Source organism: Amycolatopsis sp. NPDC104863 (assembly GCF_055582965.1).
On the sequence record NZ_JBVJOW010000006.1, the window covers coordinates 204,287 to 217,327 of the forward strand.

At 71.4% G+C, this 13,041-nt stretch carries 17 protein-coding genes; 6 read left to right on the forward strand and 11 right to left on the reverse strand.

Annotation, left to right across the window (positions count from 1 at the left end; all coding sequences use genetic code 11):
* Positions 1-16: 16 nt before the first annotated feature.
* The 4 genes from ACZ63J_RS31615 to ACZ63J_RS31630 all read right to left on the reverse strand — a co-directional run bounded on the left by ACZ63J_RS31615 (position 17) and on the right by ACZ63J_RS31630 (position 3,468).
* Complete coding sequence (locus ACZ63J_RS31615) at positions 17-598, reverse strand: hypothetical protein (RefSeq protein WP_465399501.1); 582 nt, start codon at positions 596-598, stop codon at positions 17-19.
* Between the two features lie 26 nt (positions 599-624).
* Positions 625-1,071 carry a pyridoxamine 5'-phosphate oxidase family protein gene (locus tag ACZ63J_RS31620; protein WP_465314517.1) on the reverse strand — a complete coding sequence of 149 codons (447 nt, stop codon included), beginning with the start codon at positions 1,069-1,071 and terminating at the stop codon, positions 625-627.
* A gap of 40 nt (positions 1,072-1,111) precedes the next feature.
* Positions 1,112-1,534 (reverse strand): HIT family protein, encoded by a 423-nt coding sequence (locus ACZ63J_RS31625; protein WP_465399502.1) that lies wholly within the window; start codon positions 1,532-1,534, stop codon positions 1,112-1,114.
* 161 nt (positions 1,535-1,695) lie between these two features.
* Positions 1,696-3,468 (reverse strand): family 20 glycosylhydrolase, encoded by a 1,773-nt coding sequence (locus ACZ63J_RS31630; RefSeq protein WP_465399503.1) that lies wholly within the window; start codon positions 3,466-3,468, stop codon positions 1,696-1,698.
* Positions 3,469-3,575: 107 nt separating this feature from the next.
* Between ACZ63J_RS31630 and ACZ63J_RS31635 the strand changes: the two genes are divergently transcribed.
* The 3 genes from ACZ63J_RS31635 to ACZ63J_RS31645 are packed head-to-tail and all read left to right on the forward strand — an operon-like array spanning position 3,576 to position 5,560.
* Positions 3,576-4,085, forward strand: coding sequence for a MarR family winged helix-turn-helix transcriptional regulator (locus ACZ63J_RS31635; RefSeq protein WP_465399504.1), 510 nt, complete (start codon positions 3,576-3,578; stop codon positions 4,083-4,085).
* Positions 4,086-4,136: 51 nt separating this feature from the next.
* Positions 4,137-4,493 carry a nuclear transport factor 2 family protein gene (locus tag ACZ63J_RS31640; protein WP_465399505.1) on the forward strand — a complete coding sequence of 119 codons (357 nt, stop codon included), beginning with the start codon at positions 4,137-4,139 and terminating at the stop codon, positions 4,491-4,493.
* Between the two features lie 17 nt (positions 4,494-4,510).
* Positions 4,511-5,560: a nitronate monooxygenase gene (locus ACZ63J_RS31645; RefSeq protein ID WP_465399506.1), complete on the forward strand. Its 1,050-nt coding sequence runs from the start codon at positions 4,511-4,513 to the stop codon at positions 5,558-5,560.
* On the opposite strand, the gene ACZ63J_RS31650 is transcribed toward ACZ63J_RS31645, so the two are convergent.
* The 3 genes from ACZ63J_RS31650 to ACZ63J_RS31660 form a co-directional block, all read right to left on the reverse strand.
* Entirely contained in the window at positions 5,557-7,002 is a 1,446-nt protein-coding gene (locus ACZ63J_RS31650; RefSeq protein ID WP_465399507.1) for an amino acid permease, read from the reverse strand. The genes ACZ63J_RS31645 and ACZ63J_RS31650 overlap by 4 nt on opposite strands.
* A 91-nt stretch (positions 7,003-7,093) precedes the next feature.
* A complete protein-coding gene (locus tag ACZ63J_RS31655; protein ID WP_465314511.1) occupies positions 7,094-8,137 on the reverse strand; it encodes an alpha/beta hydrolase in 1,044 nt (347 codons plus the stop codon).
* Positions 8,138-8,286: 149 nt separating this feature from the next.
* Complete coding sequence (locus ACZ63J_RS31660; RefSeq protein WP_465399508.1) at positions 8,287-9,252, reverse strand: quinone oxidoreductase family protein; 966 nt, start codon at positions 9,250-9,252, stop codon at positions 8,287-8,289.
* A gap of 59 nt (positions 9,253-9,311) precedes the next feature.
* Here ACZ63J_RS31660 and ACZ63J_RS31665 point away from each other — a divergent pair, with 59 nt between their 5' ends.
* Genes ACZ63J_RS31665 through ACZ63J_RS31675 form a run of 3 tightly spaced genes read left to right on the forward strand, consistent with a single transcriptional unit; the run spans position 9,312 to position 10,356 of the window.
* Entirely contained in the window at positions 9,312-9,515 is a 204-nt protein-coding gene (locus ACZ63J_RS31665; protein ID WP_465314509.1) for a hypothetical protein, read from the forward strand.
* An 11-nt stretch (positions 9,516-9,526) separates the two neighbouring features.
* Positions 9,527-9,991, forward strand: coding sequence for a guanyl-specific ribonuclease (locus ACZ63J_RS31670; protein ID WP_465314508.1), 465 nt, complete (start codon positions 9,527-9,529; stop codon positions 9,989-9,991).
* Complete coding sequence (locus tag ACZ63J_RS31675; RefSeq protein WP_465334837.1) at positions 9,988-10,356, forward strand: barstar family protein; 369 nt, start codon at positions 9,988-9,990, stop codon at positions 10,354-10,356. The genes ACZ63J_RS31670 and ACZ63J_RS31675 overlap by 4 nt, the downstream gene beginning before the upstream one ends.
* 3 nt (positions 10,357-10,359) lie before the next feature.
* Here ACZ63J_RS31675 and ACZ63J_RS31680 read toward each other — a convergent pair whose 3' ends face one another.
* The 4 genes from ACZ63J_RS31680 to ACZ63J_RS31695 form a co-directional block, all read right to left on the reverse strand.
* The gene (locus tag ACZ63J_RS31680) at positions 10,360-11,133 is read right to left on the reverse strand and encodes an enoyl-CoA hydratase family protein (RefSeq protein WP_465399509.1); all 774 of its coding nucleotides are present in this window, start codon (positions 11,131-11,133) and stop codon (positions 10,360-10,362) included.
* A 38-nt stretch (positions 11,134-11,171) separates the two neighbouring features.
* Positions 11,172-11,336: a DUF3291 domain-containing protein gene (locus tag ACZ63J_RS31685; protein ID WP_465399632.1), complete on the reverse strand. Its 165-nt coding sequence runs from the start codon at positions 11,334-11,336 to the stop codon at positions 11,172-11,174.
* 166 nt (positions 11,337-11,502) lie between these two features.
* Positions 11,503-12,132, reverse strand: coding sequence for a cyclase (locus ACZ63J_RS31690; protein WP_465399510.1), 630 nt, complete (start codon positions 12,130-12,132; stop codon positions 11,503-11,505).
* Between the two features lie 181 nt (positions 12,133-12,313).
* On the reverse strand, positions 12,314-13,033 hold the full coding sequence (locus tag ACZ63J_RS31695) for a hypothetical protein (RefSeq protein WP_465399511.1): 720 nt from the start codon (positions 13,031-13,033) through the stop codon (positions 12,314-12,316).
* Between the last annotated feature and the right edge of the window lie 8 nt (positions 13,034-13,041).

Here is a 13,041-nt window from a genome sequence, read left to right on the forward strand (position 1 = left end):
CAGCTGCGGAGGACCGTCAGTGGTGGCGGATGCGTGGTGCGCCGCGGAGCTGGGAGTGCAGCTGCCGGTGCCGCAGCTCCTTCCGGAGCCGCTCGATCACCGCCGTGAACAGCGCCGGGTCCAGGATCGCCGTCTGCTCGAACTGGCGCCTTCCCGCCGGGGCCGGGTGCAGCTTGCCGCGCGGGGCGTAGCACTGTACCGAGCTCTCCACCCCTTCACCGGTGACCAGATCCAGCCAAATGGCGTCGCGCAGGTGGCCGTCGCCGAAGCGGGCTGAGCGGCGCACCGTCACGTCGGCGATCTGGGACCACGGGACCACCCGGGTGCTGAGCGTGCCCGCGGGCAGGCGGATGCCCTCCTCGCCGAGCGTGAGGTCGCGGAGGCCGTCGAGGCCACGCTTGAGCATGCGAGCACGGGAGGCGCGGAACACGACCACCGCGACGAGCACGGTGGCCGCGTAGGCGCCGCCGATCAGCCATGGGGACAGGCCGCGCACGAGCCCGAAGGCGAGCGCTCCGCCGAAACCGGCGTCGGCGACCGCGAGCACGCCGATCAGGACCTTGACCGGCGTGGTGACGCGGGACGGGGACTCGGGCAACGGGACGACTCCTGGGGCCGGGCGGGTCAGGGGTTGCCGATTATCCGGTCCGCCCGCACGAACACCGCAACCCGGCGTTCCGCGGCCATCACGCGGTCGTACTCGTCCCAGTCGTCGTGCGTGCCGGTGGCGGCGATGAAGACGTCGCGCAGGAGCTTCGGCAGGCCCGCGGCGTCGAAGGCGGGGTCGGGGTCGTCCGGCCCGATGAGGTGGGTGGCGCCGGTGACGGAGACCCAGTTCCAGCCCCGGCGGAAGGTCAGCGTGGCGTGCCCGGCCCGGCGCAGCAGCAGAAGCTTGTGCGCCTGCCCGACGGCGACGTAAGCGACACCCGGGGTACCGGTCACCGGGTCGTCGAAGACGCCGGCGTTGACCACGGAGGAGTGCACCGTGCCGTCGGCGCGCGTCGTGGCGACGGTGGCGAGGCCGTGCTCCTGCAGCGACAGCGTCCGAACCTGCTCGAGATCAACGCTCATGCCTCAACTTAACCTGCCCGCCCGGCGCGATGTTCCGGTTTCACCGGGTGAAGTGCGGTGCTAACCGTCCGCACAGCCCGGCGGGATCGCCATGCGGAGCGCCAGGCCAGTCGACGTCGGTCCAGCCGCGCTCCTCGGGCGTGCCCCGGTGCCGCACGAACAGGTGCTGGTGGAAATGAACCCTGGCCACCGACCGCCCGGCGACGAAGGTGTGCACGGACAGCGGATCGAGCTCCGTCCGCAGCGCCCGGGCGCCCACCCACACCGCCCGCGCGACGGCCAGCGCCTCGGGCTCGGTGAGCTCGTCCAGCCCCGCGACGTGCCGCCGGGGCTCGACGAAGAGATAGCCGAGGAAGGTGCCGGGCTGATGGGTCACGACGAGGAGGTCGTCAGCCCAGACCACCGGGCTCACCAGCGGCCCGGCCCCCCGGTGCTTGGCACAGATCGGGCACGGCTCCGGCATGGCCGCAGACTAGCGACGCACACCGGAGCCGCACCAGGTTCACTGGGCCGGGTGGTGCGGAGCCCGCGAGTCAAGGAGCCGCTGGTGAGGACCTGGAACTGCCCGACCCGGTCTGCGGACGACCGCTGGGCCCGCCTCCGCGAGACGGGCCCAGCGATGCCTCAACAGGCGCCGTTGTCGGTCCACACTCCCCACTGGCCCGTTGTTCCCGGCTCCTCACCCTGGGTCCACCACTTCGCCGTCCACTTGTGGCCGTTGTGGGACACCACGTTGCCGCCCGTGTACACCTGCGACGCCGTCCAGGCTGCGTCCGTGCACGTGCCCGGGTTGGTCGTGCCGCCCGTGTCCCACGTGACCTGCGTTGACCGGTAGAAGTTGATGCCCTGGGCCACCCAGCGGGGCGCCTGGGCGCCCAGGCGGGTGCGGAACGCCGTCCAGTCGTGGGTCGACCACGGGGACCAGCCCAGCTCCGCGTGCGCCGCCAACCTAGGGAATGCCAGGTAGTCGATGTCCGCCGGGGTCACCACCGTTTCCGCCCACAGCGGGGACTCCACGCCGCGGACCGCGGACTCGCCCACGCCCGACAGGTACGCTCCCGGGTTCCAGCCGTACGCGTCCTGGACCTCGACGTAGCCCGCCCACGACAGGCCGATCGGGGACGAGCTGTTGTACTTCATGTCCAGGTACGCCTTGTTCGCCGGTGACAGGATCACCTTGCTGCCACGGGAAACCGCCGCCGAGACGCCCGAGTCCGACGTCGACGTCCCCCAGAACTGCGGGGAAGCCGACGCCGGCAACGTCGCCTTCGCGATGTCGTGCCAGCCGACCACCGACTTGCCCGTTGCCGCGACCAGGGGCAGCACCTTGTTCACGAACGTCAGGTAGTCCGAGGCCGACGTCGAGGACGCTTCGTCGCCGCCGATGTGGAGGTACGGGCCCGGGGTCAGGGCCGCCAGCTCGCGCAGGACGTCCGCGATGAACGTGTACGTGATGTCCTTCGAGATGCACAGCGAGCTGTACCCGACCGCCGTGTCCGTTCGCAGGGCCGGCGCCACCCCGTTGCAGTTCAGCTCCGCGTACGACGCCAGCGCCGCGTTCACGTGCCCCGGCATGTCGATCTCCGGGATGACCGTGATGTGCCGCGAGGCCGCGTAGGTGACGATGTCCGTGTACTGCGCCTTCGTGTAGTAGCCGCCCGCGCCGCCGCCGACCTGGGTGCTGCCGCCGTAGGTCGTCAACCGCGGCCAGCTGTCGATCTGGATGCGCCAGCCCTGGTCGTCGGCGAGGTGCAGGTGCAGGTTGTTGATCTTGTACTGGGCCAGCTGGTCGATGTACCGCTTGACCGTCGACACCGGGTGGAAGTGCCGCGCGACGTCGAGCATCGCGCCGCGGTAGCCGAAGCGCGGGTAGTCCACGACCGTCGCGCCCGGGACGGTCCATGGCCCTTGCTGCACCGACGCGCTCTCGACGCGGCCCGGCAGCAGCTGCCGCAACGTCTGGACGCCCGCGAAGAGCCCGTCGGCCGTCGTGGCCCGGATGGTGACCGACGACGCTGTCGACACCAGCTGGTACCCCTGCGCGCCGACCGACGCGGGTGCGCCGGAGAGCAGGAGGGCGATGCTGTCCGAGGGCACGGACGCGGGCGCGTCGGACACTGGCAGCGCGTAGCCCGTCGACGGGCGCAGCACCCCGGCGAGGTAGTCGCCGACCTGCTTGGCCGGCGCGGACCCGGCCTCGGTGACGATCTTCGTCGACGCCACCAGCGGGAACGTCACTCCCGCCGCCGGGGTCACCGAAACCGGCACCGGCACGATCGACTGCAACGCGGGGGTGGCCGCCGCGGCCGGGGTCAGCTGGGCGGCGGTCGTGCTGGCGCCGATCAGGGCCAGCACGGCGAGTGCGCGGCCGAGCCGTCGCGTGCGGGATGGCTTCACCGGGGACCTCCTGGCGGGAAGGGCGCGACCTCGCCGTCACGCCTGCCGGGATCGTCGCATTTCCGCCGGTCATGGTCTAGACCAGTTTGGGTGGTTAAGCTCGTCTGGTGACGCGGGACTTCGTGGCGGGCTCGCCGTTCGCGCTGCTCTCGAGCGCCGAGACGGCCGCGTGGTACGCGTACATGAAGGTGCACCTCCGCCTGGAGTACGAGCTGAACCGGCAGCTGCGCGCCGACAGCGGGATCTCGCTCGCCGACTACCACGTGCTGGTCGCGCTGACCAGCGCGGCGGACGGCCGGATGCGGGTCACCGATCTCGCGGTCCGCCTCGGCTGGGAGCGCAGCCGGCTCTCGCACCACCTGAAGCGCATGCGCGAACGCGGCCTGGTCGCGACCGGCGTCAGCCCCGAGGACCGCCGGGCCACCGACGTGACGCTGTCCGAGGACGGCTGGGCGGCGCTGCGCCGGGCGGCGCCGGACCACGTCGAGTTCGTGCGCACGGCGTTCCTGGACGCGCTCGGGCCGGACGGCCTGCCGCAGCTGGCGGGCCTCCTCGAACGCGTCTACGACTCGCTCGTCGAGCACGGCAGCCTGCCCCGGCCGGACGACCACCCCTGACGGTTACGTGACATGTCACGTAACATGGCGCCGAGCCTAGGAGGGTGCGAGATGGCGACGGTGGCCGAACTGATGCGGGCGAACCTGCTCGAGGTCTTCAACGAGCGTGACGACGAGCGGCGCGCGAAGGCGATCGCGGCGACGTATGCGGCCGACGTCACCTTCGCCGATCCCGAGGGGATGGCGACCGGGCACGAAGAGCTGAACGCCAAGGCGAAGGGGCTGCTGGAGCAGTCCCCGGGGTTCGTGTTCGCGCCGGCCGGGCCGGTGCTCGTGAACCACGACCTGGGCCACCTCGCCTGGGAGCTCGGCTCGGAAGGCGCGCCGCCGGTCGTGCGGGGGATCGACGTCGCCCTCGTCGAGGACGGGCTCATCACCAAGCTCTACACGATGTTGCTGCCCGCCTGAGTACTACGCTCGGTGGCATGTTCGACGAGCTGACGTTCCCGGTCATCGCCGCGCCCATGGCGGGCGGGCCGACCACGCCCGAACTGGTCGCCGCGGTCACCGAAGCCGGCGGCTTCGGCTTCCTCTCGGCGGGCATGCTCACCCCCGCGGCGCTCGCCGCGCAGATCGACCGCACCCGCGAGCTCACCGGCCGCGCGTTCGGCGTCAACCTCTTCGTCCCGCAGCCGGACACCGGCGCCGACGTCAGCGCCCACCGCGAGCGGCTCGAGGTCTTCGCCCGCGAGTACGACGTCGAGCTCGGCGAGCCGAAGTGGGACGACGACGCGTACGCGGCGAAGCTGGACGTCGTGCTCGAGAAGCGGAGCCCGGTGGTGTCGTTCACCTTCGGGCCGCCGAGTCCGTCCGACGTCGTGCGGCTCAAGGAGGCCGGCAGCACGGTCGTCGTCACCGTGACGACGCCGGAAGCCGCGCGCCGGGCGGCGGACCTCGGCGCCGACGCGCTGGTCCTCCAGGGGTTCGAGGCCGGCGGGCACCGGAGCCTGTTCACCGACGACGCGCACCTGCCCGGCGGCGGCCCGGAGTACGGCGTGCTCGCGCTGCTGCGGCTCGTGGCCGGTCAGACGGACCTGCCGCTGGTCGCCGCCGGTGGCCTGGTCCACGGCGCGGACGTCGCCGCCGTGCTCGCCGCCGGGGCCGTGGCCGCCCAGCTGGGGACGGTGTTCCTGCGCGCGGACGAAGCCGGCACCTCCGAGGCCCACCGCAAGGCGCTGGCGCTCGCCGAACGCGAGACGGCCTTCACCCGTGCCTTCAGCGGACGTCCGGCGCGCGGGCTGGTCAACAGGTTCATGGACGCGCTGTCGGAAGGCGCGCCCGCCGCGTACCCGCAGCTGAACAGCCTGGCCGGGCCGGTGCGCAAGGCGTCGGCGAAGGCGGGTGACCCGGAAGCGATCTCGCTGTGGGCCGGCCAGACCTACCCGCTCGCCTACGACGCCTCGGCCGCCGTGATCGTCGAACGGCTGAAGGTCGAGGCGCGCGACGCCGCCGCGCGCCTCGACCGGATCCGCTAGGCCTCCGGGCCGGTGCGGTTCAGCACCGAGTGCCGCCGGCTGTAGGCGAAGTAGACGATCATCCCGAGCACGAACCAGACGGCGAACCGCAGCCAGGTCGCCGGCTGAAGGAACGTGATCAGCCAGATCGAGAAAACGACGCCGATCGCGGGCACCACCGGCATGCCCGGCGTCTTGAACGTCCGCGACAGATCGGGACGCTTGTAGCGCAGCACGATCACCGCGACGCAGACGACGACGAACGCGAGCAGGATGCCGATGTTCGTCAGCTCGGCCGCCTCGCCGATCGGCAGCACCCCGGCGATGACGGCGGACGCGCCGCCGAGGAGCCAGGTCATCCGGCTCGGCACCTGGCGCTTCGGGCTCGTCTTGCCGAACCACGGCGGGAGCAGGCCGTCGCGGCTCATCGAGTAGCCGACGCGGGTGGCGCCCATCATGAACGTGAACAGCACGGTGAGAATGCCGACGATCGCGCCGATCGCGATCACGGTCGCGAGCCCGTCGAGGCCGACCGACTTGAACGCCGTCGAGAAGCCGCTCTTCGGGTCGATCTCGGTGTACTTCTGCATGCCGGTCAGCACCAGGCAGGCCAGCACATACAGCACCATGGAAATGCCGAGCGAGTAGAGGATCGCCTTCGGCATGTGCCGTTGCGCGTCCTTGGACTCCTCCGCGGCGGTGGACATGGCGTCGTAGCCGAAGACGGCGAAGAAGACCGTCGCCGCTCCGGTCACCGCGCCGCCGAAGCCGGCCGGGGCGAACGGCGTGTAGTTGCCGGTCTTGACGTAGAAGAAGCCGACCAGGATGACCACCAGCACGATCAGGACCTTGATCCCGACCATCGCCGTCTCGAACCGGGCGGCGCTGCGGATGCCGCGGTTGAGCAGGTACGCGATCAACAGGCACAGCAGCATCGCGAAGAGGTCGACCTTGTGCCCGGGCCCGGTGCCGGGCGCGCCGAGCATCCACGCGGGCAGGTCGAGCCCGAGCTGGCCGAGCAGGAAGCTGAAGTAGCCGGAGATGCCGATCGCCACCACCGCCACGATCGCGGTGTACTCCAGCAGCAGGTCCCAACCGATGAACCAGCCGACGATCTCGCCGAGCACCGCGTAGCCGTAGGTGTAGGCCGAACCGGCCTTCGGGATCATGCCCGCGAACTCGGCGTAGGAGAACGCGGCGGCGGCGCTGGCGACACCGGCGATGAGGAACGAGATCAGCACCGCCGGGCCGACGCCGGCGATGCCCGCCGAGTCGTCGCCGTGCGCGACGCTGCCGGCCAGGGCGAAGATCCCGGCGCCGATGATGCCGCCGATGCCGATGGCGGTCAGCTGCCACAGTCCCAGGGTGCGTTTCAGGCCACCGGCTTCGCTGGTGTCCTGGATCTGGTCGATCGGCTTGCGCCGGAAGATGCCGGAGCTGGAGCCCAGGCTTGGAGCGGACATCTTCGTCTCCCGAACGTCGGTGGACGAGCCCGGATCACGGACCCAACGGGGGAACCTACCGCCAACTCCGCGTGAAGACAGTGTGAGCCGCTCAGCCTGCCGCGGTGTCTTCGCTCACGGCTTCCGGCGCCGCCGCGACGGCGCGCTTGGCCTGGGTGGTCCGGACCGCGCTCGCGGCGAAGTAGGTGAGCAGCTCGGAGACCTCCACCGGGTCGTCCAGCTGCGGGCAGTGCCCCCAGTCCTCGCGCACCAGCAGCCGGCTGTGCGGCACCAGCGTGTGCAGCTGGCGCCCGGACGCGGCGGTGACGAGCTTGTCCTTGCCGCACGCGACGACGAGCAGCGGCACCTTCACCGAGTCGAGGCGGTAGGCGTCGGCGAGCTCCGCGACGAGCTGCCGGGCCTGCTCCAGACGGCTCTTCGTCGCGCGGTAGTCCGGGAACAGCGCGGTGAAGCGCTGGACCTGCGTCGCGTCGGCCGCGCCCGAGTTCGCGTAGAGCAGCCGCGGGACGACCTGCTCGGCGACCTTGCGCACGAGGAAGCCCGGCACCGGGACCGGCAGTGCCGAGTACAGCCGCAGCGGCAGCGGGTACCGCGCGACCGTGCGGATCAGCCACGAGTCGACGAACCCCGGCGCGGCGATCGAAACGACCCCGGAGATCGGCAGCCGGCTGTTCTGCGCCGCGCGCAGGCTCATGGTGCCGCCGAGGGAGTTCCCGGCCAGCACGACCGAGCCGAGCACGGCCTGTTCGCGGACCACGGCGGTGGTGAACGCGTCGAGCTGGGGCAGCATCGGGCCGGGCCGCAGCGGCTGGGCGTCCCCGAAGCCGGGGAGGTCGACGGCGATCGCCGGGACGCCGGCGGCCGCGAGCTGCTCGAGCGCGGGGCGCCAGGTGTCGGCGCTGTCGCAGTAGCCGTGCAGCAGCACGAGCCGCGGGGCGCTGGGCCGCACGTGTGGCGTCGCTGCCCGCCGCCGCAGTGAGCGGCGGGGGAGCTCCGGGTCCGGTGCGAGGTCACCGACCTCGAGCACGCGGGTGCGGACGCCGGCGTAGCGCCGGAAGGAAACCCGGATCGGGTCCGGGTCGCTGCTGGGCCGGCCGCCCGGTACAGCCGGAGCGGGCCGCTTCGTTGCGGTCATGACTACAGATTAGCTTGCCACCATTGGGTTTTGGTGGAATTTCGGTGCTAACGACCAGATCTCGGTTCGAGTACGTTGACAATTCACGAGATGGGCGGTACAAGCGGTGACCTGGGCGGGCTCCGACAGGATCCGCCCAGGTCAGCGCCCTAGCGGGTGAAAACGATCTTGCCCGCGGTGTCCCCGTCGAGCATCGCCTGGAAGCCCTTGGCCGCTTCCGCGAACGGCAGTTCCGCGCCGATCTGCGGCCGCACGCCGGTCAGGTCGAGGTAGGCCAGCAGGTCCGCGAGCTCGTCACGGGTGCCCATGGTCGACCCGGCGATCCGCAGCTGGAGAAAGAACACACGCTGGAGCTCGGCGTTCGCGTCGGGCCCGCTGGTCGAGCCGGAGACGACGATGATGCCGCCCGGCTTGAGCGACTTCACCGAGTGTGACCAGGTGGCCTTGCCGACCGTCTCGAACACGGCGTCGACGCGCTCGGGCAGCCGCGCCCCCGATTCGAACGTCTGGTGCGCGCCGAGGCTGGACGCGAGCGCGCGCTTCTCCTCGGTGCGGCCGGTCACCCAGACCCGGAACCCGGCCTCGCGGCCGAGCTGCACCAGCGCCGTCGAGACCCCGCCGGAGGCGCCCTGCACGAGCATCGTCTGCCCCGGCCGCAGCCCGGACTTCACGAACAGCATCCGGTACGCGGTCAGCCACGCCGTGCCCATGGTCGCGGCCTCGGCGAAGCTCAGCCCGGCCGGCTTCGGGACGACGTTGCGCGCGGGCACGACGACCTGGTCCGCGAAGGTGCCCTGGTGCTTCTCGGTGAGCAGCGTGCGCTTCGGGTCGAGGGTGTCGTCACCCTGCCAGCCCGGCGCGTTGATCACCGAGTGGACGACGACCTCGGAGCCGTCGTCGAGGGTGCCGGCGCCGTCGCAGCCGAGGACCATCGGGAACTGGTCCGGCTTGATCCCGACCCCGCGCAGCGTCCACAGGTCGTGCATGTTGAGGCTGGCCGCCTTGACGTGCACCCGGACCCAGCCGTCCGGCACGTCGGGTTCGGGTCGCTCGCCGACGACGAGCGAGTCCAAGGGGCTTTCGGCGTTGGGTTCTTGCGCGTACACGGCGAACATGTCTGGCAACGTACCGCCCCTACGGCGCGGGGGCAGCAGACCGCGCGTAGGCTCACACCGTGTTCAACGGGCTTGCCGACTGGTGGGACGGGGTCGAGCTGTGGCTCGCCCAGGCGTGGTTCCCGGTCCAGTTCGTGCTGGTCATGGTGGTCGTCGTGCCGCTGTGCCTGGCCGCCGCCTGGATCCTCGACAAGCTCGTCGGGCTCTTCGCCCGCCGGCTCACCCCGGGCCGTGACGACGACCGCTCCGACACCTCGTCCTAGGCTGGCGCACCATGTTCAACCGAAGGCGGATCACCGCCGCGCTGATCGGGCTCCTCGTGCTGGTGCTGGGGGGCTGGCTGGTCAAGGACGCCGTCGGCGGCGACAAGCCGGCAACCCCCTCGCCGGGCCCCGGCACGTCGGCGAGCGCGCCCGCCCAGGGAGGCGCGGCCCTGCCCGGCGCCGACTCCGGGCTGCCGCTCAAGCCGTTGTCGACACTGCCCTCGCAGGCCGGCGACACCTGGAAGCTGATCCAAAAGGGCGGCCCCTACCCGTATCCGCGCAACGACGACGTCGTCTTCGAGAACCGGGAGAAGCGCTTGCCCCGCAAGCAGTCCGGTTATTACCACGAGTACACCGTGAAGACCCCCGGCAGCGCCGACCGCGGCGCGCGGCGGCTGATCACCGGGCAGGCGCACGAGCTGTTCTACACCGGCGACCACTACGCGTCGTTCGTCGTCGTGGACCCGGCCCGATGAGCGCCGGGGAGCAGGCGAAGGCCGCCGCGGAAGAAGCCTTCGCCCGGGGCGCGTACCCGCACCTGGTGAACTCGCGGGCAACCGTCGACAAGGCGAGCACGCTGACCGCGTTCGCCGAAGCACTGTCCTTTCCGGACTACTTCGGGCACAACCTGGACGCGCTCTACGACTGCCTGACCGACCTTTCGTGGCTGCCGCAGGGGGAGCACGTGCTGATCTGGCCGGGCTCGGACGCGCTGCGCAAGGCCGAACCCAAGACGTACCTGGCGATCCGCAGCGTGCTCTCCGACGCGCAGCGGGCGCTGGGCCCGAGCGGGCCCAGCGCCGGTTCGTGGCGGCTCACCGTCGTGCTGCCGGACGCCTGAGCCTCAGTCCTGCGGGACCCAGTTCGGCTTGCGCTTCTGGGCGAAGGCGAGGATGCCCTCCTGGCCTTCCTCACTGGCGAAGAACTTCGCGGACAGGCCGAGCATCTCCTCGAAGCCTTCCGACGGCGTCGCCGCGCGCGGGCGGCTCAGCAGCGCCTTCGTCTCGGCCAGCGCCTTCGGCCCGCCCTGCGCCAGCGCCTTGACGAACCGGGCGACCTCGCCGTCGAGCTCGTCGGCCGGGACGGCGGAGTTCAGCAGGCCGATCTCGACCGCGCGGCGGGCGTCGAACGTGTCACCGGTCAGAAAGAGCTCGTGCGCGGCACGGGCGTTGAGCCGGGGCAGCACGGTCAGGGAGATCACCGCGGGCACCACGCCGATGCGGACTTCGGAGAAGGCGAATGTCGCCTCCGGCACCGCCACGGCGATGTCGCACGCGGCGACCATGCCGATGCCGCCGGCGCGGGCGGGGCCGGCGAGCCGGGCGACCACCGGCTTCGGGCTGGTCCACAGCTGGTCGAGGATCTTCGGGAACTCGTTCACGCCCTGGTCGCCCGCGCCGGCGCCGCGGGCCTCCTTGAGGTCCATCCCCGCGCAGAACACCGGCCCGGTGTGGGTCAGCACGACCACGCGCACGGCGTCGTCCCCGGCGGCCTTCGTCAGCGATTCCGCGAGCTCGCGGCGCAGCTGGGACGACAGCGCGTTGCGGTTGTGCGGGGAGTCCAGGGTGATCGTGGCGGTGCCGCCCACCACGTCGTAGTGCACCAGTTCGTCAGCCATGACCGACACCTTTGCACACTCCCCGCACGCCGCCGGTGTTACGCGGGGCACAGCCAATCGGGATCACCCTCGCGGGCTTCGGCGACCGGCGAGAAGTGCCGTTTCAGCGTGAACGCCTCGGGTGTCAGGCCGTGGAGACGCAGGTGGTCGAGCTTCCGCTCGGCCTCGGCGGTGGTCGGGCGGTGCCTGGCGCCCGGACCGATGTTGCGTCGCCGTTCTCGGCCTGCAGACGCCGAACGAACCCCGGTGCGGCCTCGGCGAGGGCGTTGACGGGTTGTCGACGAAGTCACGGAAGGACTCGTCGCCCATTCCCCATGCGGCCACCCTACGGGCGATTTCGCGCCCGCAGGGTGGCCTTTTCCGCCGTGCTCAGCCGATGGTCGTCGTGGTGAAGACCGGGCTGGGGTTGGGGAAGCAGGCGGTCGGGGCGGTGATGTCGCCGATGAAGGTGCCCGCCACCGCCTTGAAGGTCAGGCCGGGGTCGCTGTAGCTGGTGCCGGACAGCTTCGTCTCGATCGTGCCCGACGAGCCGGCGGTCAGGTGGACGGTGATGGTCGGCAGCTCGAAGGTGGCGCCGCCGGCGATCGGGCCGGGGAAGCTCAGGGTCGCGACGCCGTTCGCGACGCCGATGGTCGGAGCCGTGCTGCCGAGGCCGGACCCGCCGGCGAGGTCGGCGCCGACGTAGGTGGAGTTGGCGGGCACCGGGAACTTCAGCGCGAAGGTGTTGATGTTCTTGACCGTGTTCCCGGCCACCTCGCTCGGCACCTCGTTCGGCGCCGGGTCGATGACGACGTCGAAGGCGCCGCCGGGCGCGACGGTGGCGGGCGCGGTGACATCGGCGTCCTGGTTGAGCGACACCTGCTGCGGCCCGACGATCGGAGCGTCGGCCTGACAGTCGAAGGCGATCGTCGTGGCCGCCTGGGCCGGGGCGGCGAGGGCGATCGGGAGGGCCGCGGCCGCGGTCAGAGCAGCCAGCCGGGAAAAGTGAAGCGCTTTCATCTGTATCCACCTACCTGCGGTTTTGGAGGGGAGGAGAGAGCGTTTAGAGAGTTACCGGCAAGTTAAGTAGCACGTCAAGGATTTTCCGTTCCCAGGCACGCTGGGTAACAGAAATGTGAATAAGACTCGCCTTTTGGCGGTGGTGATGCTGCCGCGATCGCCCCGCGCTACCGACAGTGGTTCAGTCCACGGGGAGGCTGCACTGGCGCACGAGGCCGAATGTCAGGACGAACCGGTGGACGCGCAGCAGTTCGGGCGCTGTCGTCGCGGCCGGGGGCCCGCTCGACCGCTCGAACGCCGGGTTGTGGACCGCGCGTTCGGTGAAGTCCTTCGCCCAGGGCGCGCTCGAGCGCTCCACCGAAGTCTCGCGCAGGTAGTCGGGGGAGCTGCAGCCCGTGGTCCCGGTGGCGGGCGGCGGAACGGTGTAGGAGATGGCGGGCACGACCCCGGCGTCGACCGGGGTGCCTGCGCGACGACTGGTCTCGTAGTAGCCGAGCGCGGTCCGGAGGCGGCCGTCGCGGTCGGACCAGCCGAGCTTGCGCGCGGCGACGTCGACGGCGCGGAGGAGGTCCGGCAGGCCGCCGTCGAACCCGGCTTGGCGGACGTAGTCCGTCTCGCACGTGATCGTCCCGGGTTCCGGCGCACCGAAGGAGATGGCGTGGTCGGCTTCGCACACTTCACGGACGCGGGCTTCGGTCCACTGGCCGCCGGGGAGCTCCTGGCTCAGCTGCGCGAGCGGGGTCTCCGCCCATCGGTCGCCGATCTCGCGGTTCGCTCGCGCGGCCGCGGACTGCGCGGCGGCCTCGTACTCGGCTCGTGTGTGCGACGGTCCGCATCCCGTCGTCCCGCTCACGCACCCGACGAGAACCACCGCACCGAAGACGAAACGCCCCCACGCCATGCGTCCAC